Raw genomic sequence first — 25,174 nt, forward strand, 5'->3', positions numbered from 1 at the left:
GCGACGATGCAGAACAGCCTCTACGTCAACCTGTCGGCCCAGGTCGCCCTCGACAAGCGCCTGACCACCACCGCCAACAACGTCGCCAACATGGCGACGGCGGGCTTTCGCGCCGAGGAGACCAAGTTCTCGGCGCTCCTCGCCCAGGCGACCAAGGGCGCGGTCGCCTTCGTGGGCTCGGGCGACACCTACCTCTCGCGGGCCTCCGGCCCGATCACCAAGACCGATTCGCCCCTCGACGTCGCGATCCAGGGCGATGCGTGGCTGAGCGTCGGCGGCCCGTCCGGTCCGGTCTATACCCGCGACGGCCGCCTGACGATGGACGCGACGGGCCAGCTGCGCAGCCTGACCGGCCAGCCGGTGCTCGATCCGGGCGGCTCGGCGCTCCTCCTCGACCCGCAGCAGGGCCCGCCGACGATCGGGCGCGACGGCACCATCTACCAGGGCACCAACCAGGTCGGGGCCCTCGGCGTGTTCACCCTCGACAACAAGGGCACGCTCACCCGCGCGCCCGGCAACGCCGTGACCTCCAGCCTGCCCGCGCGGCCGGTGCAGGACTTCACCCGGATCGGCGTCGTCCAGGGCTACGTCGAGGGCTCGAACGTCAACCCGATCATGGAGATGACCAAGCTCATCACCATCCAGCGCGCCTTCGAGAGCGCCGCCACGGCGACGAGCCAGGCCGAATCCTCGCTCCAGAGCGCCGTCAAGGCGCTCTCGCCGCAGGGAAGCTGAGCATGGGCGCCGACCCCCTCGCGCGCCTCGCCGAGGCGATGGCGTCGGCCCGGCAGGACGGGGCCCTGGTGCGGATCGGCGGGCCGATCCGCGAGGTGACCGCGAGCGCCTGCCGGATCGGCGGCGTCGCGCCCTTCGTGCGCCTCGGCGACCGGATGGCTTTCTCGACCGGCGGGCGGTCGCAGGTCGGCGAGATCGTCCGGGTCGATGCCGAGGGGGCGACCCTCAAGGCCTATGAGAGCCGGATCGAGGCCGGGATCGGCACGATCGCCCGCCGCCTCGGGCCGGCGGAGCTGCGGCCCGACCCGAGCTGGAAGGGCCGGGTCATCGACGCCCTCGGGCGACCGATCGACGGGGCCGGCCCCCTGCAGGCGGGCGAGCGCCCGGTCCCCCTCGACGCCGACCCGCCGGCGGCCCTCGGCCGCGCCCGGGTGCGTGCCCCCTTGCGCACCGGAGTCCGGGCGCTCGACCTCTTCACGCCCCTCTGCGCCGGCCAGCGCATCGGCATCTTCGCCGGCTCCGGCGTCGGCAAGTCGACCCTGCTCGCCATGCTGGCGGGGGCGGACGGCTTCGACAGCGTCGTGGTCGCCCTGGTGGGCGAACGCGGCCGCGAGGTGCGGGAATTCCTGGAAGGCGCGCTCGCGCCGAGCCGCCACCGCGCCGTGGTGGTGGTCTCGACCGGCGACGAGAGCCCGATGATGCGCCGCCAGGCGCCCAAGGTGGCGCTCGCGGTGGCCGAGGCGTTCCGCGACCGCGGCGAATCGGTGCTGCTCATCGTCGATTCGGTGACCCGCTACGCCCATGCCGCCCGCGACGTGGCGCTGGCGGCGGGCGAGCCGGCGGTGGCCCGCGGCTACCCGCCGAGCGTCTTCTCCGACCTGCCGCGCCTGCTCGAGCGGGCGGGCCCGGGCCTGGAGGGGCGCGGCACCATCACGGGGGTGTTCTCGGTGCTGGTCGACGGCGACGACCACAACGACCCCGTCGCCGACAGCATCCGCGGCACGCTGGACGGCCACGTCGTCCTCGACCGGGCCATCGCCGAGCAGGGGCGCTACCCGGCGGTCGACCTCCTCGGCTCGATCTCGCGGCTCGCCACCGAGGTCTGGACGCCCGAGCAGCGCGACCTGATCCGCAAGCTGCGGGCGATGATGGCCCGGTTCGAGGAGACCCGGGACCTGCGCCTGATGGGCGGCTACCGGGCCGGGACCGATGCCGAGCTCGACCAGGCCATCGGCCTGGTGCCGCGGATCTACGACGCCCTGCACCAGGACCCGACCCAGCCGCCGAGCCGGGACGCGTTCCTGGAGCTCGCCCAGAGCCTGCGGGGCTGACGCGCGATGGCCGGTCCTCTCCCGCTCTTCAAGCCCCGCGCAAGCCTGCGCGGGTCTAGTCCGTCCCGAGTTCCGGCTCTGCGGGTCCAGGCCCTGCGAGCCCTGTGCCGCCTGCATCCCATTCGAAGCATTTTGACGAACGAGGTCCCGCAATGAGTCTCATCGGCGTGCTCCGCTCCGGTGTCTCGGGCATGAATGCCCAGTCCAACCGCATCTCGACGGTCGCGGAGAACATCCAGAATTCCAGCACGACGGGCTACAAGCGCGCCTCGACGGAGTTCTCCTCGCTGCTGATCGCCGATAGCGGGACCGGCAACTACAATTCCGGCGCGGTCGAGACGACGGTGCGCCGCGCGGTCTCGGAGGGCGGCACCATCAACGCCACGACCTCGAAGTCCGACCTCGCGATCGACGGCAACGGCTTCTTCGTCGTCAAGGACCCGACGGGCGCGCCGCTCCTGACCCGGGCCGGCAACTTCAAGATCGACGCCACCACCAACACCTACACCAACGCCGCCGGCATGACCCTGATGGGCTACAGCCTGCTGAACGGCACGCCCTCGACGACCCTCAACGGCGTCGCCGACATGGTTCCGATCAGCCTCGCCGCGGTCAACAGCCGGGCGACGCCGACCACCGCCGGCTCCCTGTCGGGCAAGCTCCCGGTCGACGCCACCGCGGCCGGGGCGGACCAGTACTCGAAGAAGTACTCGGTCGTGGCCTACGACAACGTCGGCAAGGCCCGGACCGTCGACGTCTACCTGGCGAAGAATAACGACAACACCTGGACGGTCTCACTCTACGACGGCGCTGCCACCCCGACCCCGTCCGGCACCGCCCCGAGGCTGCCCTTCGACGCGAGTGGAGCCACGATCGCGCCGCTGGCGAGCACCACCCTGGGCTTCAATGCGCAGGGCCAGATCACCGGCACCGGAGCGAAGGGCTCGGGGACCTATACGGGTCCGAAATCCCTCACCCTCACCACCCCGGGCGGGCAGAGCACGACCTTCGACCTCTCCGGCCTGACCCAGCTCGCCGGCGACTACGCCATCACGGGCAAGGCCAACGGCCAGGCGCCGGCCGCGGTGACCGGCACCTCGTTCGACGCGGACGGCACCGTCTACGCCAATTTCGACGACGGCACGCGCCTTGCGGCCTTCAAGATCCCGGTCGCCACCGTGCCGAGCGCCGACAACCTCGAGCCGCGCTCCGGCAACGTCTACCGGCCGACGGTCGATTCCGGCGCGATCCAAGTCGGCTTCGCCAACGAGGGCGGCCGCGGCAAGATCCTGTCGGGCTCCCTCGAGCAGTCGAACGTCGACGTCAGCACCGAGCTCACCGCGATGATCGAGTCGCAGTCGACCTTCACCGCCAACTCGAAGGTGTTCACGACCGGCAACGAGATGCTCGACACCCTGATGAGCCTGAAGCGGTAACGGCGGACGAGAGCGGCGCCCGATCGCGTCGCGATCGGGCGCCGCCGTCGAACCATGCTCTAGCCAACCGGAACTGACAGATGGGCCTCTCGCTCGCGCTCGATTCGGCACGCTCGGCGCTCCTCGCCACGTCGAGCCAGATCGCCACCACCGCCCGCAACACCGCGGGGGCGAACGACCCCGGCTATTCGCGCAAGATCGTCAGCCTGGTGACCGGGACGGGCGGGACCACGGTCGTGGTCACCCGCGCGAGCGATTCGGCCCTGTTCACCCGCAAGCTCTCGGCGGCCTCGGCGGCCTCCGAGAGCCAGGCCCTGCTCGACGGCCTCACCAGGTTGTCGCAGACGGTCGGCGACACCAGCGACGCGGGCTCGCCGGCGGCGCGGCTCGGGGCCCTCAACGCGGCGCTCCAGGCCGCCGCCAACCGCCCCGACGATGCCGGGCTCGCCCGGACGGCGGTCGAGAGCGCCCGCGATCTCGCGACCAGCCTCAACAGCGCGGCGGCGGCGGTGCAGAATGCCCGCGCCGAGGCCGACCGGGGCATGACGGACTCGGTCGCGCGGATCAACGACCTGCTCGGGCAGTTCGACATCGCCAACCGGGCGGTGATGCGCGGCACCGCGAGCGGCCAGGACGTCAGCGACAGCCTCGACACCCGCGACCGCATCGTGTCGCAGCTCTCGGCCGAGATCGGCATCTCCGTCTCCGACCGTCCCGGCGGCGACATGGCGATCTACACCGACAGCGGCGTGACGCTGTTCGACCGGGGCGCCCGGACGGTGAGCCTCACCCCGACGGCCGCCTTCTCGGCCGGCACGGTCGGATCGGCCGTGACGATCGACGGCGTGCCGGTCACGGGAGCCGCCTCGCCGATGCGGCTGTCGAGCGGGCGGCTCGCCGGCCTCGCCACGTTGCGCGACGAGAGCACGGTCACCTACGGGAACCAGCTCGACGCCATCGCCGGCGCCCTGATCGACACCTTCAAGGAAACCGGCGCCGCCGGACCGAAGGCGGGCCTGTTCACCGCCGGCGCGGGCGGTGCCCTGCCGGGCTCGAATGCCGGGCTCGCAGGGAGCATCGCGCTCAACGTCGCCGTCGACCCGACCCTCGGCGGCGACGTCACGACCCTGCGCGACGGCGGCATGAACGGCGCCGCCTACAAGGCCAATCCGGGCACGGACGCGGCCTACGCGACGCGCCTGCGCGGCCTGGTCGACGGGCTCGCCACGGCGCGCAGCTTCGCCCCGGGCCCGCCGCTGAACGAGACCGCGACGCTCGCGGGCTTCGCGGCCGATTCCGCCGGCTGGCTCGAAGCGACCCGCAAGGCCGCCTCGGGGGAGGCCGATTACCAGAAGACCCTGCTCGGCCGGGCCAGCGACGCCCTGTCGAACGCCGTCGGCGTCAACGGCGACGACGAGACCGCCCAGATGCTGCAGCTGCAGCGCTCCTACACGGCCTCGGCCAAGATCCTCACCATGGTGGACGACCTGCTGCAGACCCTCCTGACCGCGATCCGGTGAGGCGTCCCGGCGATCCCCCGCAAGACAGAGCCTGCCCGCCATGATGACCACCAGCTACATCTCCAGCCTCGGCCTGTGGAACGCCCCCCGCACCGCCATCGGCCGGCTCCAGTCCGACGTCGCCGACGCGGCCAAGGAGATCGCCACCCTGCGCTACGCCGATGTCGGCCTGGCGCTGGGCGGCCAGGTGAGCCGCAGCCTCTCCCTGCGCCAGAGCGCGGCGGAGATCGCCGCCCTCAAGGACGGCAACGGGGTCACGGCCCTGCGCCTTGGCGCGACCCAGAACATCCTGCAGCAACTGCAGAAATCCGCCGACACCCAGTTCGCCGCCCTGACCGGGCTGACCTCCGACAAGCGCGTCGCCGCGATGGCGGCCTCGGCCGGCGACACCCTCGCGTCGCTGACGAGCCTCCTCAACTCCGCGGCGAGCGGGCAGACGCTGTTCTCCGGCATCAATACCGGCGTCAGCCCGATCAAGGACGGGGCGGTGGCGAATGCCCAGGCCGCCGCGGCGGCGGCGTTCCAGACCGCCTTCGGCTTCCCGCCGAGCGACCCCCGGGCCTCGACCCTGACGGCGACGCAGGTGAAGACCTTCCTCGACGGCACGATCGCGGCTCAGTTCGCCGACCCGAACTGGGGCAATACCTGGTCGCAGGCCTCGAGCACGGCCGTGACCAGCCGGATCTCGCTGAGCGAGACCGTGACCACCTCGGTCTCGGCCAACGGGACGGCGTTCCGCCAGCTCGCGCAAGCCGCCATCGTGTCGGGGATGGGCCTCACCGGCCTCTCGGCCGACGCCCAGGCCGTCGTCTCCGACCGGGCTATGGGCCTCCTCAGCCAGGCCAGCGCGGGGCTCGTCTCGCTCCAGGCCGATCTCGGCCGCAGCCAGTCGCGGATCACCGACGCCAATACCCGGCTCGATGCGCAAGGAACCCTGTTCCAGAAGGAGATCAACCGCCTCGAAGCCGTCGATCCGGTCGAGGCCAAGGCGCGGCTCGACGCCGCCCAGACCCAGCTCCAGATGTCCTACTCGCTCACCGCGCAGATCCAGCAGCTGTCGCTCCTGAAATTCCTCTCGTAATCCGGCGATTCCGCCGCCCCGCGCGACGCATTCCTTGCGACTCCATCCAGACGCGTAGACACCAGACCGACGAGGCATCGGCTCGATGTACCGCTTTTCCTATTCCGAGATCCTGGAGGACGCCCCGGAGGTCGGCCGCGAGCGCGAGCGCGCCGCCTTCGACCGGGCGCTCGCCCAGCTGCGCGACGTCGAGGCCCGCGGCCTTGCCGGGCCGGAGCGGACCGCCGCGGTCGGCTTCGTGCAGGACCTGTGGAACATCCTGATCGCCGACCTCCTGGCGCCCGAGAACGCCCTGCCCCCGGCGCTTCGCGACGACCTCGTGTCGATCGGCGCCTGGACCATGCAGGAGGCGGGCGAGGTCCTGCGCTCGCCCGAGCGCAGCCTTTCCGCCCTGATCGAGGTGAACACCTCGATCCGCGACGGCCTGAGGTGAGCGGAACCATGCGCCTGTCGCTGCGAGCCGGTGAACGGATCTACATCAACGGCGCCGTGCTGCGGGTCGACCGCAAGGTGGCGATCGAACTCATGAACGACGCGACCTTCCTGCTGGAGAGCCACGTGCTCCAGGCGGAGGCCGCGACGACGCCCCTGCGTCAGCTCTATTTCGCCGCCCAGACCATGCTGATCGATCCCAGCCAGGCGGCCTCGGCGCGGGTGCTGTACGACGGCCTGCGCGACGGCCTGCTGGCGACGACCGGCGAGGCGGTCCTGCGCGACGGGTTGGAGGCCGCCCACGCCTTCGTCGAGGGCGGGCGGCTGTTCGAGGCCCTCAAGCTGATCCGCGGGCTCTATCCCCTCGAAGCCGCCCTGATGAAAGCCGGGGATACGCCCGCCGGGCCGGCGCCGGTGCCGGCCCTGACCGCGCTCGCCCGCCGCACCCGTACCCCCGACCGGCCCCGCGAACGTCCGATCGTGCGCCCGCCCGCGACCAGCCGCCGCTCCGCCCACGCCGCCCTGCCCGCCCGCGACCCGGAGGCCTGAATGACGACCGTCCCCAGCACCACCAGCGCCACCGCCGCCACGGGCAGTTCCGCGACCGCCGCCGCCGCCAAGGCCGGCAGCTCGTTCGCCGCCCAGATGAATTCGGACACCTTCCTGACGCTGCTGATGGCGCAGCTGAAGAACCAGGATCCGACGAAGCCGATGGACTCGACCGCCTATGTCGGTCAGCTCGCCACCTTCTCGCAGGTCGAGCAGGCGACGAAGACCAATTCGAAGCTCGACTCGCTGCTCGCCTCGAGCTTCCTCGACCAGGCCGACACGGTGATCGGCCGCACCCTCACCTCGGCCGACGGCACCCAGACCGGCATCGTCCAGTCGGTGCGGGTGACGAGCGACGGGGCGCTGGCGCGCCTGACCAGCGGCCAGGACGTGCTGCTGACCTCCGGCGTCACGATCCAGTAAGGTGCCGGGCCAGGACGCCCGACGCTTCGGAGATTTGTCATGAACGAGGTCGACGCCCTCGAACTCGTCCGCGCCGCGATCTGGACCGTGATCGTCGCCGCGGGCCCCGCGGTCGGCGCCGCGATGCTGGTCGGCATCGCGGTGGCCCTGTTGCAGGCGCTCACCCAGATCCAGGAGGTCACCCTGACCTTCGTGCCGAAGATCGTGGTGATCCTGCTCGTCCTGCTGGTCACCGGCACCTTCATCGGCGGCCAGATCAACGCCTTCGCGGAGGCCGCCTACGGGCGGATCGCGACGGGCTTTCAATAATTCTTTCGGTTCGCTCCACACAAGTCGACACCCTCCGAGTCATTCCGGGGCCGCGCGAGCGGAGCGCGGAATGACGATGGAAGATCTGCAACCTTCCAAGCAGATGGAACGGACGGACCGGAGCCCCCCGGCCGACCCCGGTAACCAACCTCCCCTCCCCAACCCCCACGCAAGCTAGCCGTGGCACACCCGCCGGCGAAGAGCCTTCGCGGAGGATGGTGGGATCATGGCGGTGGGCGCGGCTCCGGCAATCGAGCGCAAGTCGCGGCGGGATTTCGGCTTCGCGGCCGGCATCGTGGCGATCCTGGCGGTGCTGTTCCTGCCGGTCCCGGCATTGCTCATCGATGTCGGGCTCGCCTTCTCGATCGCCCTGTCGGTGCTGATCCTGATGGTGGCGCTCTGGATCCAGAAGCCGCTCGAATTCTCGGCCTTCCCGACCGTCCTGCTGATCGCCACGCTGCTGCGCCTGGCGCTCGGCATCGCGACGACCCGGCTGATCCTGGCCAACGGCCAGAAGGGCGTGGACGCCGCCGGCCACGTCATCCAGGGCTTCTCGCAGTTCGTGATGAGCGGCGACTTCGTGATCGGGATCGTGGTCTTCCTGATCCTGATCACCGTCAACTTCCTGGTCATCACCAAGGGCGCGACCCGGATCGCGGAAGTGGGCGCCCGCTTCACCCTCGACGCGATCCCCGGCAAGCAGATGGCGATCGACGCCGATCTCAATGCCGGGCTCATCGACGACAAGGAGGCGCAGCGCCGGCGCCGGGAGCTGGAGGAGGAGAGCGCGTTCTTCGGCTCGATGGACGGCGCCTCGAAATTCGTCCGCGGCGAGGCGGTGGCCTCGCTCATCATCATCGCGGTCAACGTCTTCGGCGGCATCATCATCGGGACCACGCGGCACGGCCTGCCGCTCGGCACCGCCGCCGACATCTTCACCAAGCTCTCGGTCGGCGACGGCCTGGTCTCGCAGATCCCGGCGCTGATCGTCTCGCTCGCCGCCGGCCTCCTCGTCTCCAAGGGCGGCACGCGGGGCACTGCCGAGCAGGCGGTGATCGGACAGCTCGGCGCCTATCCCCGCGCGCTGCTGGTGGCGGCGGCGATGATGGGCGTGTTCGCCCTGGTGCCGGGCCTGCCCTTCCTGCCCTTCATGGCGCTGAGCGGGCTCCTGTTCTTCATCGCCCGGACGATTCCCCGCCGCCTCCAGGCCCAGGCCGCCGCCGCCGAGGCGAAGGCGCGGGTCGAGGAGGCGGTGAAGCAGGCGGATGCCAAGGAGAAGGACTCGGTCAAGGAATCGCTCAAGACCCCGGAGATCGAGCTCAGCCTCGGCCGCCAGGTCGGCTCGCAGATCCAGGCCTCGCAGGCAGAGCTCGGTCACCGGGTCGCCAAGATGCGGCGCAAGTTCGCCCGCCAGTACGGCTTCGTGGTGCCGGACATCAAGGTCTCGGACAACCTCGCTTTGCCGCCGAAGAGCTACCAGATCCTGATCCACGGCACCGTGGCGGCGAGCCAGGAGCTGCGCCCCGGCGAGATGCTGGTGGTGGTCGGCGACGGGCCGAAGCCCGACGTGCCGAGCGACGAGGTGCGCGAGCCCGCCTTCGGCCTGAAGGCGTTGTGGGTGATGGATTCCTACGCCGCGGAGGTGCGCCGCGGCGGCTTCGAGCCGATCGACGGCGCCTCGGTGCTGCTCACCCACCTCTCCGAGGTGATCCGCAACAATCTGCCGCAATTCCTGTCCTACAAGGACATGCGCGCCCTCCTCGACCGGCTCGACCCCGAATACAAGCGCCTGCTCGACGAGATCTGCCCGTCGCAGATCTCCTATTCGGGCCTCCAGGCGGTGCTGAAGCTGCTGCTCGCTGAGCGGGTCTCGATCCGCAACCTGCACCTGATCCTGGAGGCGGTGGCCGAGATCACCCCGCATGCGCGCCGGGCCGAGCAGATCGCCGAGCACGTCCGGATGCGGATGGCGCAGCAGATCTGCGGCGACCTCGCCGAGAACGGCGTGCTCAACGTGCTGCGGCTGGGGGCCAGCTGGGACCTGTCGTTCCACCAGAGCCTGAAGCGCGACGCCAAGGGCGAGGTGGTGGAGTTCGACATCGACCCGCGCCTCGTCGAGCAGTTCGGCACCGAGGCCTCTGAGGCGATCCGCTCGCGGATGAAGGAGGTCCACGGCTTCGCCCTCGTCACCGCGCCCGACGCCCGGCCCTACGTGCGGATGATCATCGAGCGGATCTTCCCGACCCTGCCGGTGCTGTCGCATCTCGAGATCGCCCGGGGCGTCGAGATCAAGTCGCTGGGCACGGTCTCGTGACCAGGATCGGGCCGGACAGCTTCCTCGCCGTCTTCCTGATCTTCTGCCGGGTCGGCGGCTGTCTCCTGGTGGTGCCGGGTTTTTCGAGCCCGCGGGTACCGCAGCAGGTCCGGCTCCTCATCGCCGGCGCCGTCTCGCTCGCCATCGCCCCGCTGATCGTGCCGCAATTCGAGACGCGGCTGGCCGGCCAGGTGCCGATGCAGACGCTCGCCTGGATCGTCAGCGAGACCCTGACGGGTCTGATGATCGGCTTTCTCGGCCGGGTGTTCATTCTGGTGCTGGAGACGGTGATGAACGCGGCCTCGACCATGGTCGGCTTCGGCGGCATGCCCGGCTCGCCGATCGAGGGCATCGACCCGGTGCCGGCGGTGGAGGGGCTGATCCTGCTCACCGCGGTCGCGATCATCTTCGCCGCCGACCTGCACTGGGAATTGTTTCGCGGCCTCGTCGAATCCTATTCCCGCATCCCGCCCGGCGAGGGGCTCGGCAGCCAGCTGATGCTGACCCGGATCGTCGACCAGGTCACCGCCGCCTTCATGCTCGGCCTGCGCATCGTCGCGCCGTTCATCCTCTACGCCATCATGGTCAACCTGGCGGCAGGCTTCGTCAACAAGCTCACGCCGACGATCCCGGTCTACTTCGTCGCCACGCCGTTCGTGATGTTCGGTGGCCTTCTCATGCTCTACTATCTCGCGGGCGAGTTCATGACGCAGTTCCTCACCGGCTACGCGGCCTGGCTGGTGCGCGGCTGATGGCGTCCGGCACCGGCGACCGGCTCAAGCGGGCCAAGCGCCTCGTCACCGTGCAGGAGCAGATGCGCCGCGCAGCCGAGATCGAGCTGGCGGCGACCCGCGAGCGCGTCTCCGAGATCGAAGCCGACCGGGTGCGGCTGCTGGCGGCGCTCGCCTCCTCCGAGCACGGCCCGATGCTGCTGGAGGCCACGGCCAAGCGGCTGCGCGGTCTGGCGGCACAGGCCACCGCGCTCGAGGCGGAGGCCGCGGCGCAAGCCGACGCGGTGCGCGAGCGCGGCCTTGCCCAGAAGCGCGCCGAATCCCTGGTCGAGCGCCGGGCCGACGATCACCGCCGCGAGGCGGACAAGCGCGACGACCTCGAACGGCTCGATGCCCAGGTGGCGCGGCACTCGGCGCAAGCCGGCCGTCCCGACGCAAGCCTCCCGTAAGCCAGGGCCGTTAAGATCCTGTTGACGTAACCGATCCTGATTCGAGCCGCCGATGAGCATCTCACCGCCCTCCGACATCGTGCTCGACGTGGCCCGGGCCGCCGATCCGGCGCGGTTCCAGGAGGCCGCCGCCAAGCTGTCGCAGCCCGGCAGCGCCGGTGCCACCGCCTTCGCAGATGCGGCGCGCGATGCCGGCCTCTCGACCCACATGCCGCTCGATGCCCGCGGCTCCCTCCTCAGCCTGCAGAACCAGACCGCGCTGACCGGCGCCGGCAGCGACCCCTACAAGAAGTTCGAGGGGCTGGTGATGCAGCAATTCGTCGAGGCGATGATGCCGGAGAAGTCCGAGACGGTGTACGGCAAGGGCAATGCCGGCGGCATCTGGAAATCGATGCTGGCCGAGCAGATCGGCACCCAGATTGCCAAGGCCGGCGGCATCGGCATCGCCAAGATGCTCAACGCGTCCCATCCGGCCGCCCCCGCCGCGCCGGCGGTGGATGCCGCCAATCCCGCGGCCAAGGTGTGACGGCCATGCTGCTCGCCTGCATCAAGCGGCTCGAGGCGGTCGTCGAGGAGGAGACCGAGGCGTTGGAGGCCCGCCTGCCGGCCGACATCGACGGCCTCAACCGCCGCAAGAGCCAGGGGCTCCTCGAACTCACCCGTCTCACCCGCGGCCTCGATCCCACCGGCCTCGACGCCACCACGGCGATCCACCTCGCGCGCCTGCGCGACAAGCTCGCCCGCAACCAGCAGGTCGTCGCCCTGCACCTGCGCGCGCTGGAGGAGATCGACGACACCCTGGCCCAGGCGGCGCTCGCCGCCGAGTCGGACGGCACCTACAGCGCGCGGACGAGCCTCCGGTCATGAAGATCCTGATCACCGGCCTGTGGATCTGCGCCGTCACCATCGCCTCCTGCTACGGCGCGGTGACCTTCGGCGGCGGCATCTTCTCCGACAAGAAGGGCGAGCCCTATCTCGAGGGCCTGCAATACCAGAAGCTCGCGCCGATCAACATCCCGATGATCGCCGATGGCAAGGTCCAGGGCTACGTCATCGCCGTGCTGGTCTTCACCGCCGACGCGAAGCTGATGCACACCCTGCCGGTGCCGCCCAATTCCTTCGTGGTCGACGAGGCCTTCCGCCAGATCTACTCCGACCCGGCCCTCGATTTCCGCAAACTGGCGAAATACGACATCACCAAGCGGCTCGCCGAGGTGCGGGCCAAGGTGAACGAGCGCCTGGGCGGCGATGTCGTCAAGGACGTGCTGGTGGACGAGATCAATTTCGTTGCGAAGCGGGAAGTGCGCTCGTAGAGGACAACAAAGCGCAGTCCCAGATCGTGCATCTCTTTTCGTCGTCTCTCGACACCATCCCGGGGCTCGTCGAAGACGAGAACCCGGGATCGATCACCGCCGACGATGCGGAACGAGCAGGATTTTCAAGATAAATTCCCAGAGACGACAGCGAGTCCTCAACCACCCCGTTTCGCCACCGCCGCCTCGACCAGCGAGCGGATCGCCGCCCGCACCGGCTCCGGGGTCTCGTCGCGAGAAAACTTCGCCTCGATCTCCTCGCGGATCAGGGCGCCGTCGTCGCTGCGCGCGAGGTCGGTGGTGGTCTCGGCCTGGAGCAGGGACACGAAGGCGCTCTCGATCCGGCCGATCGCCTCGGGCGAGGCATCGGCGGCGACCTGGCGGCCGGTGAGGTCGAACACGTCGACGGTGTGGGGCAGGCGCTCCTCGGCGAGCGAGAGGTCGCCCGACAGCACGAAGACGGCCGGGACGTGGGCGATCAGGTCGACCGAGCCGCGGGTGATGTTGCCGGGATTGACCCACAGCGTGTCGCCGATCCGCACGGGTGCGTGGCGCTTGTGGACGTGGCCGTTCAGCGCCAGCGCACAGCCCTGGATCGCCTCCGGCGGCACCGCCCCGGGATAGCCCGCCCCGAAGGCGAGGTCGTGGTGGGTGAGCCAGACGACATGGTCGGCCTCCGGAAACAGCCCGTGCGCCGCCGTTGGAATCGCCTGCCCGAACGGCGTGGCGCCGAGCCCGATCAGGCGCCCGTCCAGCCGGTAATGCGCCGCCGGGCCCGATTCGGGCACCGCATCGAGGACGTCGCTCACCGCCAGCATCGCCAAGCTGTCGCCGTCCGACAGGCGGGTATGGCGGATGTCGTGGTTGCCGACATTGGCGAGCGGCCGGTGCCGAAACCCCTTGAGGATGCGGATCAGGCGCGACTTCAGGCTCTCGTCCGGCTCCACCGGCCGCTCGAACAGGTCGCCGAGGAGCACGGGCGCGAGGTCGCGGTCGTTGGCGAGCGCGACGCAATGCTCGAGCTTGGCGAGGATCGGCGCCGGCCAGTCCGGGTCCTTGCGCCGGCCGGGGCGGCGCGACGAGACATGCGGATCGCCGATGATCAGGAGTCCGGCGCAACGCACCGGCGCGGCGTCGAGCCGCTCGCGGCCGAGGATCATGCCACCTCTCCCGGGGTCGCGTGGCGGTGGCCGGTGAGGAGGGAGGCGGGCGCGGCCGGCGTGCCGCAGGCAGGGCAGCGCCCGCCGGTCGAGGCCAGCACCTCCGCCATCTCGGCCTCCGCCGCCGCGAGGCCGTCATGGGCCGCCCGTTCCCGCGCCTCCGCCTCGGCGAGGCGCCGCCGGATCTCGGCGAGGCGCCGTCCCGTCACCGCGGCCTCGGGCCGAAGCACCGGCGCAGGGAGCGCCGGCAGGTCGCGCAGGGCGTCGTCCCGCGCCCGTGCCGCCGCGAGACCGGTCGTCAGGCGGCGCAGGCGCGTGGCATGGGTGGCGGCCTGCGCCGTGTCCCGCGGGACCGGTGCGTCCGGCGGCAGGCCGGACAAGGCGGCAACCCTCCCCCGCGCCGAGGCGAGACCGGCGGCGGCGACCAGCACCCGACGGCCCAGGGCCTCACGGTTGCGCGCCTCGGCGAGACGACGGCCGAGATCGGCCCCGATCTCCGGCCCCGGCAGGTCCGCCAAGGCGCGGGCGCGGGCGGCGGCGCCGGTCGCGAGGCGGGAGGCGCGGGCGAGCCGCTCGGCCAGGGCGACGCGGTCGCGCAGGGTCGCGGCGTCCCCGGCGAGCCGGCCGGCCTCTTCGTGCAGGCCGCGCAGCGTCGCCGCCAGGGCATCGAGCCCGTCGAGTGCGGACAGGCTCTCGCGCAGGCGGGCGATCTCGCGCTCGCCCTCGCGGATCGTGCGCTGGTCCTCGGTGACGCGCTCGCGCTGGAGCGCCTGCATGTCGCGGATCAGCCCGGCCTCGCGGCCGATCGACAGCACCGCCGAGCGTCGGGCCGGCTTCTCGCCGAGGAGAAAGACCGGAAATTTCTGGTGCGCGACGTGGACGTCCAGTTCCTCGACCCGGGTGATGCCGAACAGCCGCTCGACCCACGCCGGCACGTCGCGCCCGCCGGTCTCGAAGGTGGTGCCGTTCTCCTGCACCAGCGTCCCGTCGGCCTCGTGCAGCGACCACAGGTTGACCGGCGTGCGCTTCGGCTGACGGACGTAGCGGAGTACCCGCCCCCCGGCGACGCCGATCTCGACCCGCGCCGCGGCGGCGCCGGCCCGCACCAGGCTGTCGCGCACCTCGCCGTAGAATACCGCGCGCAGGGCGCGGATGACCGTCGACTTGCCGTGATTGTTCGGCCCGACCAGCGCGTTGACCCCGGGCGCGAGCGGCAGGGTCGCGTCGGCGAAGCCCTGGACGTCGATGAGGCGGATGAAGCGGAAGCCCGGCCTGTCGGGGGACCACTCGGCGGCGCAGGCCGCCACAGGTCCCTCGATCGCGACCCCGGTCTCGGGCCGGCCGGCGATCCGGCTGACGGTGAGGCCGGCATCGAACCCGGCCACGTCGTGGTGGGAGATCGCCAGGCACTGCACCCCGAGCCGGGCGGCGCCGTCGTCGAGCACCCGGTAGAAGGCCGGGACGCGGTCCGGCGCGATCCAGCAATCGGCCTCGTCGAGGGCGAGGAAGCGGCCGACGCCGGCCTTGACCACCGCGATCAGGCGCAAAGCCATGCCGACCACGTTGGTCATCGCGCCGCCATTGTCCTCCAGCACGTCCTCGCGCCCGCCATCCGGGCGCTCGACCCCGATATCCAGCGCCGGCAGGCCGCGCTCGGTGGTGAGGTCGAGCCGCACCGGCTTCTCGCCGGGCAGCACCTCCTGGACGAGGGCGGTGAGCAGGGTCTCGAAGGTCGCGACGCTGCGCCGGTTGGCGTCCTGCTGCAACTCGCGCAGGTAGGTATCGACCGCGTCGCGCTGCGCGAGCCGGCCCTTGGCGGCGGCCACCGCCCTGGTCCTCGCCTCGAGCGTCTTGCGGTCGCCGTCGCGGGTCGCCTCGAGGCGGGCGAGCAAGCGGTCGGCGCGGGTCAGCGCGTCCTGGATCTCGGCGGGATTCACGGGCGTCTCAGCGGCCCGCATCGAGGGTGTCGAGGCGGTCCTGGACCGCGCGCAGGGATTGCGCGAAGGCCTCAACCCGGCGGGCATTCTCGGCCCGCGCCTCCTCGATCATCCGGCGGATCTCGGCCTCGTCGTCGGTGCCCAGCTCCTCCCGGGCCTGGGCCCGGGCGGCGGCGAGTTCCGCGGTCAGGCGCTCGACGTCGCTCTCGGCCCGGATCCGGTCGGCGCGCAGTCGCTCATAGGCCGGCTGCAACGCCTCGAGACGGCGCAGGGCCTCGAGATCGGGGCTCGAGTCCCGCGGACCCGCGTCCTGCCCTTTGCGGCTGCGCTCCATCTGTCTCCCCGTTATCACCGGATTCAGGTGGCATCCGGACCGGGCTTTGGCAACGCACGGGCGGTCGAGAAATCTTCGTCGATCCCTGTTGACGACCTGTGCAAATCAGCCCAGTGTTCCTTAAATGTTCCATGCGGCGGGCCGATCCGGGAGGCGGCGCGGCGTCGCAGCGGAACCCTGGGAGACCCGCATGGACACCACCCTTCTGGACGACGCGGCCGTGTCCGCCCCGCTGTTCGAGAACCGGGACTGGCGCCTCCACGCGGACGGCCTCGAGCATCGGCAGACCGGCTACTTCATCGACCGCGGCACCCTGAACGCCCGGCGGCCGGACGGGTACTGGGAATGGCCGCTCCACCTCTCGGAGAAGAGCTGGTGCGGCGTGCGCAGCTTCCGCGAGGCGTTCACCGCCGCCCTCGACATGTTCGGCATCGCGCCGGACCGCAAGCTCACCCTTTCCTTCGCGCTGGGCTTCGGCACCCGGGTCGGCGGCGCGGCGCCGGACGCCTTCGTGCCGCTCGCCGATCTCGTGCGCGTCCGGGCGCCTGCACGGCGCTCGCGGTTCGCGCCCCGTCCCTTGGTGGCGGCGAGCGCCTGACGAACGACTCTCCCCTGGCGCCGGGAAATGCTCTAGACCCCGCCCCGACGGCATGTGGCGGGAGTGGGTTGTCGTGAGCGGGCACCGCAGCGTGGAGATCATCGTTCGGGGCCGGGTCCAGGGCGTCGGCTACCGGGCCTGGACCAAGGGCGTGGCGGAGGCGCGCGGCCTGTCGGGCACCGTGCGCAACCGGCACGACGGCAGCGTGGAGGCCCACCTCGCCGGGCCGGCGGACGCCGTCGCCGCGGTGATCGAGGCCTGCCGCCAGGGCCCGCCCGGGGCGCGGGTGGAGGAGCTGACGGTCGGCGAGCGGGAGGCGGCGAGCCCGTCCGTCACGCGCGGCGTGCAGATCCTGCCGACCGCCTGACGGAGCCCGGCATGCATCCGGATCTCGGGAGCAGCTTCTCGCTCCTCGACCTGACGGCCCTCGTCTGCTTCCTCTCGGCGTGGTGGGGCTATTCCTACGCGGTCGAGCACCTGTCGGGCGGCAAGCGCAGCCTCAACGGCATGATGAACCGCTATCGGCACGCCTGGGCCGACCAACAGATCGTGCGCGAGAACCGGGTGGTCGACACCACCATCAACGCCTCGCTCCAGAACGGCACCGCCTTCTTCGCCTCGACGGCGCTGATCGCCTTGGGAAGCGCGCTCACCCTGTCGCGCTCCGCCGACGACGCCCTGACGCTGTTCTCCACCCTGCCCTTCGGCGCGCCGATGACCCGGGCGGTGTGGGAGATCAAGGTGGCGGGCCTCGCCCTGATCTTCGTCTACGCCTTCTTCAAGTTCGCCTGGGCCTACCGTCTGTTCAATTACGGCGCCATCCTGATCGGCGCGGTGCCGCCCCGCGAGGGCGACCCGGTCCGGATCGAGCGGGCGGCGCGGCGGGCGGCGGCGATGAACGTGGTGGCGGGCGGCCATTTCAACCGCGGCCAGCGTGCGTTCTTCTTCGCGCTGGCCTATCTCGGGTGGTTCGTCAGCGCTTACGTGCTGTTCGCCACCACCGCGATGGTGCTCACCGTGATGTGGCAGCGCCAATTCGCCTCCGATGCCCGCCGGGCCCTGCAGGATTACGATGATCCCTGACGATTACGAGATCGAACTCACCCTGGTGCGCCTCGTCACCGATCGCGGGGCCGACAAGACCGTCTGCCCCTCCGAGGTCGCCCGGGCGCTCGGCGGCCCCCACCCGGACGGCTGGGGCCCGCTGATGCAGCCGGTCCGGCGCCAGGCGGTGCGGCTGATGAAGCAGGGCCGCATCGCGATCCTGCGCAAGGGCAAGGTGGTGGCCGACCCGGACGATTTTCGCGGGGTCTACCGGTTGTCGTTGCCGCGTGACGCGGATCAAGGCCCCGGAAACACCGACTCCGTATAACCCGAGGCCCGGTAGGCCACGAGGCCGACCCATTCGCGCACCGCGACGTCAAGCTCGAACAGGCCGTCCCCGGCCGTCGCGTGAAGCCCGCCGGCACCCGGACCGGTGCGGTAATCGACCGGGTAGGCCGTGACCGTGAAGCCGGCGCGCCGGAAGCAGCCCATCGCCCGCGGCATGTGCCAGGCCGAGGTGACGAGGAGCCAGCGCTCGCCCGCTTTCGGCTTGACCAGTTCGGCGCTGAAGGTCGCGTTCTCGTGGGTGTTGCGGGAGCGCTCGTCGTAGGTGATCCGCTCGGGCGCGACGCCGAGGGAGGCGGCGTGACGGCGAAGAACCGCCGATTCCGACACCGCGCCGTCGCCGGTGAGCCGGCCGGAGCCGCCGGCGAAGACCAGCGTGGCCTCAGGATAGCGGCGGGCGAGGTCGCCGAGCGCGATCATGCGCTCGCCGGCATCGTTGACGACGAGCTGGCCGCGGGCCGTCGACAGCCCGGTCTCGACCGCGCCGCCGAGCACCACGATGCCGGTCACCGGCATGCCGTCGTCGCGAAACGCCGAAAAACGGTTCTCGAGCGGGCCGAAGACCAGGGAGGCCAGCGGCGAGACGCCGCCGACGAGCAGGGTGAGGCCGGCGACGACGGCGAGCCCGAGGCCGAGGCGCCGCCAGCGCAGGCTGAGTCCCGCCCCGGCGAGAACCAGGAGCAGGAGCAGGTTCGACGGTGCCGTGAGGAACCACAGCACCTTCGAGAGTACGAAGAACACCGGGATCGTCCCGGCCGGGCGGTGATCAGCCCTTGTTCGTCTCCGCCTCGTAGCGGGCGCGGGTCTCGGCGTTCGGCGGGTAGAGGCCCGGCAGGGGGAGGCCCTTGTCGACCTCGCGCATGATCCAGAGCTCCAGGCGCTCCTGCTCGACGGCGGCGAGCGCCACCTCCTCGGCGAGCGCCGCCGGGATCAGCACCGCGCCGTCGCCATCCGCCACCACGATGTCGTCGGGATAGACCGCGACGCCGCCGCAGCCGATCGGCTCGCCCCAGCCGACGAAGGTGAGGCCCGACACCGAGGCCGGCGCCGCGACGCCCGAGCACCAGACCGGCAGGCCGGTGCCGTCCACCCCCTCGCCGTCGCGCACGACGCCGTCGGTGATCAGCGCCGCGACGCCGCGCTTCTTCATCCGGGCGCACAGGATGTCGCCGAAGATGCCGGCATCCTGCACCCCCATCGCGTCGACCACCGCGATGCAGCCCTCGGGCATCGCCTCGATCGCCGCGCGGGTCGAGGTCGGGCTCGACCAGGATTCGGGCGTCGCCAGGTCCTCGCGGGCCGGCACGAAGCGCAGGGTGAAGGCCGGGCCGACGATCCGCTGGCCGGCGGCGAAGCGCGGCATCGGCCCGCGCATCCAGCAGCGGCGGATGCCCTTCTTCAGGAGCACCGTGGTGAGGGTGGCGGTGGTGACGGCCTGCAGGGCGTCGAGGAGCGTCTTGTCGAGCGGCATCGGGCCTTCGGGGCGTGGGGACAGGGACGGGTCGAGACGTAGCCGATCCGGGAGGCGCCGGCCACGTCGTGGGCGCATGGCTCAGCTCAGGGGCGGCAGCGCCACGTCCGCCGCGGGCCTGGCCCGGATGCGCTCGTACCACGCCCGCAGGGCCGGCCGCTCGATGCGCGGCACGTCGAGGTGGAGCCAGCGATGGGCGGCGGCGCCGAGCGCGATGTCGGCGGCGGTGAAATGGTCGCCGACCGCGTAGGCGCGGCCCATCAGGTGCCCGTCGAGGATCGCCGCGCATTCCTCCGAGGCCGCCACCGAGCGATCGATGGTCGCCTGGTCGCGCTGGTCGGCCGGGGTGCGTACGGTCTGCCAGAACGCGTCCCGGGTCGCGGGCGTGAAGCGGGAGGCCTGCCAGTCGAGCCACTGGTCGACGAGCGCCGCGGCCTGGGGATGCTCCGGCCACAGCCCGCCGAGACCGTGGCCGCGGGCGAGGTAGCGCAGGATCGCGTTCGATTCCCAGAGGACGAAGCCGTCCTCCTCCAGGACCGGCACGAGGCTGTTGGGGTTGAGGGCGACGTAATCCGGATCCCGCACCCGACCGAAGGCACCGCCGGCCTCGACCCGCTCGCAAGGGAGGCCCAGTTCCTCGAGGCCCCACACCGCCTTCTGCACGTTGACGGAACTCAGCCGTCCCCAGAGCCTGCGCATGGCGTCTCCTCCTCCGTCTTGGGCGGGTAGGCGTGGGTCGCGCCCGTCGGGTCGGTGACGGTCCAGCCCGCTTCGCCCCCCGCCAGGTAGTTTGGGCCCACCGGCACCTTGCCGTATCCGCCCGGGATGTCGAGGACGTAGGTCGGCTGCGCCAGCCCGGACAGCCGGCCGCGCATGGCACGCATCAGGTCCCGGCCGTGATCGAGGGTGGTGCGCAGGTGCCCGGTGCCGGGGGCGAGGTCGCCGTGATGCAGGTAATAGGGCTTGATCCGGTTCTCGACGAAGGCCCGCATCAGGGCGCAGAGCGTGTCGGGATCGTCGTTGATGCCGGCGAGCAGCACCGACTGGCTCACCATCGGAATGCCGGCATCAATGAGCCGGGCGATCGCCCCGCGGGCGTCGTCGGAGAATTCCCGCGGGTGGTTGGCGTGGAGCGCCACGAACACCGCGCCCTCGAACGATTTGAGCGCCGCGATCAGCGCGGCATCGACCCGGGCCGGATCGACCACCGGCACCCGGGTATGGAGCCGCAGCACCCGGACATGGGGGATATCCTTGAGCGAAGCGGCGATGCGGCCGAGGCGCCGGGGCGAGAGCACCAGGGGATCGCCCCCGGTCACCACCACCTCCCAGATCTGCGGCCGGGCGGCGATGTAGGCGAGAGCCGCGTCGAGTTCGGCCTCGGTGAGGCTGCCCTGCCCGTCCGGCCCGACCACCTCGCGGCGGAAGCAGAAGCGGCAGTAGACCGGGCAGACATGGAGGGGCTTGAGGAGCACCCGGTCGGGATAGCGGTGGACGATGCCGGGGACGGGGGCATGGGCCTCGTCGCCGATCGGATCGGCCCGCTCCTCGGGCGCGGTCACCAGTTCCTCGGCGCGGGGCACGAATTGCCGGCCGATGCCGTCGTCGGGGTCGCCGATCAGCCCGGCCACCTCCGGGGTGATCGAGACCGCGTAGCGCGCCGCCACCCGTTCGAGGGCCGGCAGCCGGTCGGCCGGCACCAGCCCGCGCGCCGCGAGATCGCCCGCGTTGCGGATCGCCCCGCTCACCGAGAATACTCGGCAACGGGCGTCCAGATCACGTCCTCGATCCGGCGGGCGCCGGTCGCCAGCATCACGAGCCGGTCGAAGCCGAGCGCGATGCCGCTCGCCTCCGGCATCTGCCCAAGCGCGCTCAGGAAGTCCTCGTCGAGGGGGTAGCGCTCGCCGTAGACGCGCTCCTTCTCGTCCATCTCGGCGGCGAAACGCCGGCGCTGCTCGGCCGGATCGGTCAGTTCGCCAAACGCATTGGCGAGCTCGACGCCGCACGCATAGAGTTCGAACCGCTCCGCCACCCGCGGATCGGCCGGGCTCGGCCGGGCGAGGGCCGCTTCCGGGATCGGGTACTCGCACAGGATCGTCGCCCGGCCGCGGCCGAGGGCCGGCTCGACGCGCTCGACCATTACCCGGCTGAACAGGTCGGCCCAGGTGTCGTCGGGCGCGGTGCGGATGCCGGCCTGGTGCAATGCTGCTGCGAGACCCGCCCGGTCGGTGCTCGCATCCGGCGCCACCGTCGCCAGGAGGTCGATGCCGGCATGGCGCCGGAACGCCTCCGCGACGGTCACTCGCTCCGGCTCGGCGAACGGATCGGCCTCGATCCCGCGCCAGGTGAAGACCTTGGCGCCCGCCGTCTCGGCGGCGAGACGTAAGAAAGCGGCGCAGTCCCGCATCAGGCTGTCGTAGGTCTCTCCCGCGCGGTACCATTCGAGCATGGTGAATTCCGGGTGGTGCAGCGCCCCGCGCTCGCGGTTGCGATAGACCGGCCCGAGACTGAACAGCCGCGGCTCGCCTGCCGCCAGGAGTTTCTTGCAGGCGAATTCCGGCGAGGTGTGGAGATGGAGCGGGTGTTCCGCCCCGTCCGGCCCGATCGCCGTGGTGGAAAAGGCCGAGAGATGCGCCTCGTTGCCGGGCGAGACCTGGAGAACCGCGGCCTCGACCTCGACGAAGTCGGAGGCCGAGAACCACGCCCGCAGGGCGGCGGCGATGCGGTTGCGGGCCATCAGCCGCGGCCGGCGGTCGGCATGGACATGGGGGCCCACCAGGGCGAGGCAGCAATCATGGTGAGAACATCGATCGGGTGGCGGGCGACTGGCGGTCGCGCGTGAGATGCGATAGGGCGGGCCGAAGGCATCCTCTGCCGGCGCGGCGCGCGACGCCCGCGGCTTGGCGGACGCCGCCGCTTTCTGTCAACGCTTCCAGTCCAGGATTCGCCCCGTGCCGAAGGTCATCGCCAGCTCACTCCGCAAGGGCAACGTCGTCGACAAGGACGGCCGGCTCTATGTGATCCTCTCCGCCGAGAACATCCATCCCGGCAAGGGCACCCCGGTCACCCAGCTCGACATGCGCCGGATCACCGACGGCGTGAAGGTCTCGGAGCGCTACCGCACCACCGAGCAGGTCGAGCGCGCCTATGTCGAGGACCGGGAGCACACCTTCCTGTACAGCGACGGCGAGGGGTTCCACTTCATGAACCCGGAATCCTACGAGCAGCTCGCCGTGCCGGAGGACGTGATCGGCGACATGGCCCCCTACCTGCAGGAGGGCATGGCGGTGATGCTCTCGACCCATAACGGCGTGCCGCTGGCGCTCGAACTGCCCCAGCGCGTCACCCTCGAGGTGACCGACACCGAGCCGGTCACCAAGGGCCAGACCGCCTCCTCGTCCTACAAGCCCGCCACGCTTTCGAATGGCGTGCGCACCCTGGTGCCGCCGCATATCGGCACCGGCACCCGCATCGTCGTCATGACGGCGGACGGCTCCTACGTCGAGCGCGCCAAGGATTGATGAGTTCGGGCGGGGCTCAACCCCCGCCCGCCTCCCTGAAGCAGGTCCGGGACACCGCGATCGCCCGGGCCTGCTCCTGATCCGTGAAATCACCGCCGGCCCGCCACAGGCCCTCGTCGCGCAGGCGCACCAGCACGCAGCGCGCCGCCACCCGGCAGGCCGCCTCGGTGCCGCCGGCCTCGGCGCAATTGTCCCGGTACTCGCGCAGGAACTGCGCCTGTCCCGCCCGCGGATGCGGCCCGGTCACCGCCGCGACGCCGTAGAGCAGCCCGAGCAGCAGGGGCTGGTGCACGAGATAGACCGCGAGGCTGTGCCGCCCGGCTCCTGTGGCGAGCCGCCCGACCGGATCGCGCGGCGCCCATCGTCCGAGGGCCGAGGCCGCCAGTCGCGGCAGGCCGAGGCGACCGAGCGCCACCCCCGCCAGCACGAAGCCGAACCACGGAAAGAGCGGCACGTAATCGTTCGTCGTCGGCACGGTTGCGCCGAGCCCGAGGAAGAACAGCCCCGGCGCGTCGAGGACGGCCGGGGCGCCCGCGAGGCCGACGAGCGTCGGCCCGGCGAAGACCAGCGCGGCGGCGAGCCCGACCAGCGGCAGCGGCGCCACGAGCGCCGGCAGCGCCAGCACGCTCGACAGGGCGATGCAGTGCAGGATGCCGAAGAAGATCCACGAATCGGGGAACAGGAAGAAGGTCGCGAGCGAGATGACGGCGGCCGCTAGGGCGATGCGCCCGAGGCGAGCAATGTAGGCGGACCACCACCCGGCGTGTCGACCCTCGGGCCGGACGAGACCGAACGCGAGACGCGAGAATTGCCATCCGGATCTTGGGATGGTCGCGAGGGCAGACCTGAACCCGGTACCGGAGCGCACCTGCGAAGTCCGTCCCCGCGCCAGGACGAGGCTCACCCCGACCAGTACCAGGAAGCTGCCGGCGATGCCGTGCGCCGCCGCCCGCCCGATCGGCGACAGGGCGGCGTTCTCGGGCGTCAGCCGCAGGAAGCCGAGATCCCAGGTGAGATGGTAGAGCGCCATCGACAGGAGCGCGACGCCGCGGGCGAGGTCGATCACGGCGAGGCGCCGGACCGGTACGGCGGGAGGGGGCGGGGCGGAGGGAATCGAGGTCTGAATCGCGGCGTCTCCGAATCGGCCGTTGCCGGCGTCCTCATAGCCGAGCCGCGGCACGGTCGGCATTTCGGACCGATACTGCGACAAAAGGGCGCGATATCGGACCCGCACCTTGCGTCGATGCCGCAATCCCTGCGCACCTCCCCCGGGGATTGCCTCCCCGGATTGCAGGATGCCCGCCGGCCGGGCGAATCCGGCGAGGACATCACCCCTTCGGCGTCTCAACTCGGCCGATTTGGGCTTCCCCGGAGTCATGACTTTGTTAATCTGCCGGTGAAGCGCGCGACGCGATTCGAGTGGGTTGCTTACGATGTCGGACGAGTTCGGTTCAGGCCACGCCTGGGAACGGCCAGCAGGTGCGTTCGGCGACGGCGCGCGCGACACCCGGCCCGGGCTCGACACGACGGTGGAACGCCCGACCGAACTCGTCGAGGTCAGCGGCCGCATCAAGTGGTTCGACGTGGCGAAGGGCTTCGGCTTCATCGTGCCGGATAGCGGCGCGGCCGACGTGCTGCTCCACGTGACCTGCCTGCGCCGCGACGGGCACCAGAGCGCCAGCGAGGGCGCGCGGATCGTCGTCGAGGCGGTGCAGCGCCCCCGCGGCTGGCAGGCCTTCCGGGTGATCTCCCTCGACCAGTCGACGGCGACCCATCCGGCCGAGCTGCCGATGCCGCGCACCCACGTCACCGTGGTGCCGACCAGCGGGCTCGAAACCGCGGTCGTGAAGTGGTTCAACCGCCTGCGCGGCTTCGGCTTCCTCAGCCGCGGCGACGGCACGCCGGACATCTTCGTCCACATGGAGACCCTGCGGCGCTACGGCATCGCCGAGCTGAAGCCCGGCGAATACGTCATGGTGCGCTACGGCGACGGTTCGAAGGGCCTGATGGCCGCGGAGGTGCGCCTCCTGACCGAGGCGAGCGTCGGAGCGGGACCGCCCTCGTCGCATTGAGAGCCCAGGCGCCGCCGGGCCTCCGGCGTGGCGCGGCATTTTCGATTCGCCTGTGTTTCCACCGGCGGA

General features: G+C 71.3%; 29 protein-coding genes and 1 pseudogene. 21 read left to right on the top strand and 9 right to left on the bottom strand.

Annotation, left to right across the window (positions count from 1 at the left end; all coding sequences use genetic code 11):
- Window positions 1-6: 6 nt before the first annotated feature.
- From flgF to F1D61_RS26910, 15 genes are all read left to right on the top strand, one after another.
- Entirely contained in the window at window positions 7-735 is a 729-nt protein-coding gene (flgF, locus tag F1D61_RS26840; protein ID WP_203155155.1) for a flagellar basal-body rod protein FlgF, read from the top strand.
- Between the two features lie 2 nt (window positions 736-737).
- The gene (gene fliI, locus F1D61_RS26845) at window positions 738-2,066 is read left to right on the top strand and encodes a flagellar protein export ATPase FliI (protein WP_203155156.1); all 1,329 of its coding nucleotides are present in this window, start codon (window positions 738-740) and stop codon (window positions 2,064-2,066) included.
- 152 nt (window positions 2,067-2,218) lie between these two features.
- Complete coding sequence (locus tag F1D61_RS26850) at window positions 2,219-3,502, top strand: flagellar hook protein FlgE (protein ID WP_203155157.1); 1,284 nt, start codon at window positions 2,219-2,221, stop codon at window positions 3,500-3,502.
- An 80-nt stretch (window positions 3,503-3,582) separates the two neighbouring features.
- Window positions 3,583-5,022, top strand: coding sequence for a flagellar hook-associated protein FlgK (gene flgK, locus F1D61_RS26855; protein WP_203155158.1), 1,440 nt, complete (start codon window positions 3,583-3,585; stop codon window positions 5,020-5,022).
- A 40-nt stretch (window positions 5,023-5,062) separates the two neighbouring features.
- Entirely contained in the window at window positions 5,063-6,103 is a 1,041-nt protein-coding gene (locus F1D61_RS26860) for a flagellar hook-associated family protein (protein ID WP_246775553.1), read from the top strand.
- 85 nt (window positions 6,104-6,188) lie between these two features.
- Window positions 6,189-6,536: a flagellar biosynthesis regulator FlaF gene (gene flaF, locus F1D61_RS26865; protein WP_203155159.1), complete on the top strand. Its 348-nt coding sequence runs from the start codon at window positions 6,189-6,191 to the stop codon at window positions 6,534-6,536.
- Between the two features lie 8 nt (window positions 6,537-6,544).
- The gene (gene flbT / locus F1D61_RS26870; protein ID WP_203159298.1) at window positions 6,545-7,084 is read left to right on the top strand and encodes a flagellar biosynthesis repressor FlbT; all 540 of its coding nucleotides are present in this window, start codon (window positions 6,545-6,547) and stop codon (window positions 7,082-7,084) included.
- Complete coding sequence (gene flgD / locus F1D61_RS26875; RefSeq protein WP_203155160.1) at window positions 7,085-7,507, top strand: flagellar hook assembly protein FlgD; 423 nt, start codon at window positions 7,085-7,087, stop codon at window positions 7,505-7,507.
- A 39-nt stretch (window positions 7,508-7,546) separates the two neighbouring features.
- Window positions 7,547-7,816, top strand: coding sequence for a flagellar biosynthetic protein FliQ (locus tag F1D61_RS26880; RefSeq protein ID WP_203155161.1), 270 nt, complete (start codon window positions 7,547-7,549; stop codon window positions 7,814-7,816).
- Window positions 7,817-8,042: 226 nt separating this feature from the next.
- Entirely contained in the window at window positions 8,043-10,130 is a 2,088-nt protein-coding gene (gene flhA, locus F1D61_RS26885; protein ID WP_203155162.1) for a flagellar biosynthesis protein FlhA, read from the top strand.
- Window positions 10,127-10,882 (top strand): flagellar biosynthesis protein FliR, encoded by a 756-nt coding sequence (gene fliR / locus F1D61_RS26890; RefSeq protein WP_246775555.1) that lies wholly within the window; start codon window positions 10,127-10,129, stop codon window positions 10,880-10,882. Before flhA ends, fliR begins: the two co-directional genes overlap by 4 nt.
- Window positions 10,882-11,310 (top strand): hypothetical protein, encoded by a 429-nt coding sequence (locus F1D61_RS26895; RefSeq protein WP_203155163.1) that lies wholly within the window; start codon window positions 10,882-10,884, stop codon window positions 11,308-11,310. Before fliR ends, F1D61_RS26895 begins: the two co-directional genes overlap by 1 nt.
- Before the next feature lie 52 nt (window positions 11,311-11,362).
- Complete coding sequence (locus F1D61_RS26900; protein WP_203155164.1) at window positions 11,363-11,836, top strand: rod-binding protein; 474 nt, start codon at window positions 11,363-11,365, stop codon at window positions 11,834-11,836.
- Window positions 11,837-11,841: 5 nt separating this feature from the next.
- The gene (locus F1D61_RS26905) at window positions 11,842-12,177 is read left to right on the top strand and encodes a flagellar protein FlgN (protein WP_203155165.1); all 336 of its coding nucleotides are present in this window, start codon (window positions 11,842-11,844) and stop codon (window positions 12,175-12,177) included.
- Window positions 12,174-12,623 (top strand): hypothetical protein, encoded by a 450-nt coding sequence (locus F1D61_RS26910; RefSeq protein WP_203155166.1) that lies wholly within the window; start codon window positions 12,174-12,176, stop codon window positions 12,621-12,623. Before F1D61_RS26905 ends, F1D61_RS26910 begins: the two co-directional genes overlap by 4 nt.
- A gap of 158 nt (window positions 12,624-12,781) precedes the next feature.
- Here the strand turns inward: F1D61_RS26910 and F1D61_RS26915 are convergent, their stop codons facing one another.
- The 3 genes from F1D61_RS26915 to F1D61_RS26925 are packed head-to-tail and all read right to left on the bottom strand — an operon-like array spanning window position 12,782 to window position 16,054.
- The gene (locus tag F1D61_RS26915; protein WP_203155167.1) at window positions 12,782-13,783 is read right to left on the bottom strand and encodes a hypothetical protein; all 1,002 of its coding nucleotides are present in this window, start codon (window positions 13,781-13,783) and stop codon (window positions 12,782-12,784) included.
- Window positions 13,780-15,741 (bottom strand): AAA family ATPase, encoded by a 1,962-nt coding sequence (locus tag F1D61_RS26920; protein WP_246775556.1) that lies wholly within the window; start codon window positions 15,739-15,741, stop codon window positions 13,780-13,782. The genes F1D61_RS26915 and F1D61_RS26920 overlap by 4 nt, the downstream gene beginning before the upstream one ends.
- Window positions 15,728-16,054: a hypothetical protein gene (locus F1D61_RS26925; protein ID WP_203155168.1), complete on the bottom strand. Its 327-nt coding sequence runs from the start codon at window positions 16,052-16,054 to the stop codon at window positions 15,728-15,730. Before F1D61_RS26925 ends, F1D61_RS26920 begins: the two co-directional genes overlap by 14 nt.
- Window positions 16,055-16,244: 190 nt before the next feature.
- On the opposite strand from F1D61_RS26925, the gene F1D61_RS26930 reads away from it, so the two are divergent.
- The 4 genes from F1D61_RS26930 (at window position 16,245) to F1D61_RS26945 (ending at window position 18,024) form a co-directional block, all read left to right on the top strand.
- Window positions 16,245-16,652, top strand: a complete 408-nt coding sequence (locus tag F1D61_RS26930; protein ID WP_203155169.1) for a hypothetical protein — start codon at window positions 16,245-16,247, stop codon at window positions 16,650-16,652.
- Between the two features lie 73 nt (window positions 16,653-16,725).
- Entirely contained in the window at window positions 16,726-17,019 is a 294-nt protein-coding gene (locus tag F1D61_RS26935) for an acylphosphatase (RefSeq protein WP_432443180.1), read from the top strand.
- A gap of 11 nt (window positions 17,020-17,030) precedes the next feature.
- Window positions 17,031-17,735, top strand: coding sequence for a DUF599 domain-containing protein (locus F1D61_RS26940; protein ID WP_203155171.1), 705 nt, complete (start codon window positions 17,031-17,033; stop codon window positions 17,733-17,735).
- Window positions 17,725-18,024 (top strand): DUF3253 domain-containing protein, encoded by a 300-nt coding sequence (locus tag F1D61_RS26945; RefSeq protein ID WP_203155172.1) that lies wholly within the window; start codon window positions 17,725-17,727, stop codon window positions 18,022-18,024. Before F1D61_RS26940 ends, F1D61_RS26945 begins: the two co-directional genes overlap by 11 nt.
- Here the strand turns inward: F1D61_RS26945 and F1D61_RS26950 are convergent.
- The 5 genes and pseudogenes from F1D61_RS26950 to epmA form a co-directional block, all read right to left on the bottom strand.
- Entirely contained in the window at window positions 17,994-18,782 is a 789-nt protein-coding gene (locus F1D61_RS26950) for a YdcF family protein (RefSeq protein WP_203155173.1), read from the bottom strand. The two genes, F1D61_RS26945 and F1D61_RS26950, sit on opposite strands and share 31 nt — an antisense overlap.
- A 25-nt stretch (window positions 18,783-18,807) precedes the next feature.
- Window positions 18,808-19,512, bottom strand: coding sequence for a ribonuclease activity regulator RraA (locus F1D61_RS26955; RefSeq protein WP_203155174.1), 705 nt, complete (start codon window positions 19,510-19,512; stop codon window positions 18,808-18,810).
- 81 nt (window positions 19,513-19,593) lie between these two features.
- Entirely contained in the window at window positions 19,594-20,211 is a 618-nt protein-coding gene (locus F1D61_RS26960) for a glutathione S-transferase family protein (protein WP_203155175.1), read from the bottom strand.
- Entirely contained in the window at window positions 20,187-21,260 is a 1,074-nt protein-coding gene (locus tag F1D61_RS26965; RefSeq protein ID WP_203155176.1) for a lysine-2,3-aminomutase-like protein, read from the bottom strand. Before F1D61_RS26965 ends, F1D61_RS26960 begins: the two co-directional genes overlap by 25 nt.
- A pseudogene (epmA, locus tag F1D61_RS26970) lies at window positions 21,257-22,308 on the bottom strand (EF-P lysine aminoacylase EpmA). Before epmA ends, F1D61_RS26965 begins: the two are co-directional and overlap by 4 nt.
- Before the next feature lie 155 nt (window positions 22,309-22,463).
- Between epmA and efp the strand changes: the two are divergent.
- Window positions 22,464-23,033, top strand: coding sequence for an elongation factor P (gene efp / locus F1D61_RS26975; RefSeq protein WP_048427843.1), 570 nt, complete (start codon window positions 22,464-22,466; stop codon window positions 23,031-23,033).
- 16 nt (window positions 23,034-23,049) lie between these two features.
- On the opposite strand, the gene F1D61_RS26980 is transcribed toward efp, so the two are convergent.
- Window positions 23,050-24,147 carry a DUF1624 domain-containing protein gene (locus tag F1D61_RS26980; RefSeq protein WP_203159301.1) on the bottom strand — a complete coding sequence of 366 codons (1,098 nt, stop codon included), beginning with the start codon at window positions 24,145-24,147 and terminating at the stop codon, window positions 23,050-23,052.
- 319 nt (window positions 24,148-24,466) lie between these two features.
- On the opposite strand from F1D61_RS26980, the gene F1D61_RS26985 reads away from it, so the two are divergent.
- On the top strand, window positions 24,467-25,105 hold the full coding sequence (locus tag F1D61_RS26985; RefSeq protein WP_246775557.1) for a cold-shock protein: 639 nt from the start codon (window positions 24,467-24,469) through the stop codon (window positions 25,103-25,105).
- The last annotated feature ends 69 nt before the right edge of the window (window positions 25,106-25,174 follow it).

Source organism: Methylobacterium aquaticum, from assembly GCF_016804325.1.
Taxonomy (GTDB): domain Bacteria; phylum Pseudomonadota; class Alphaproteobacteria; order Rhizobiales; family Beijerinckiaceae; genus Methylobacterium; species Methylobacterium aquaticum_C.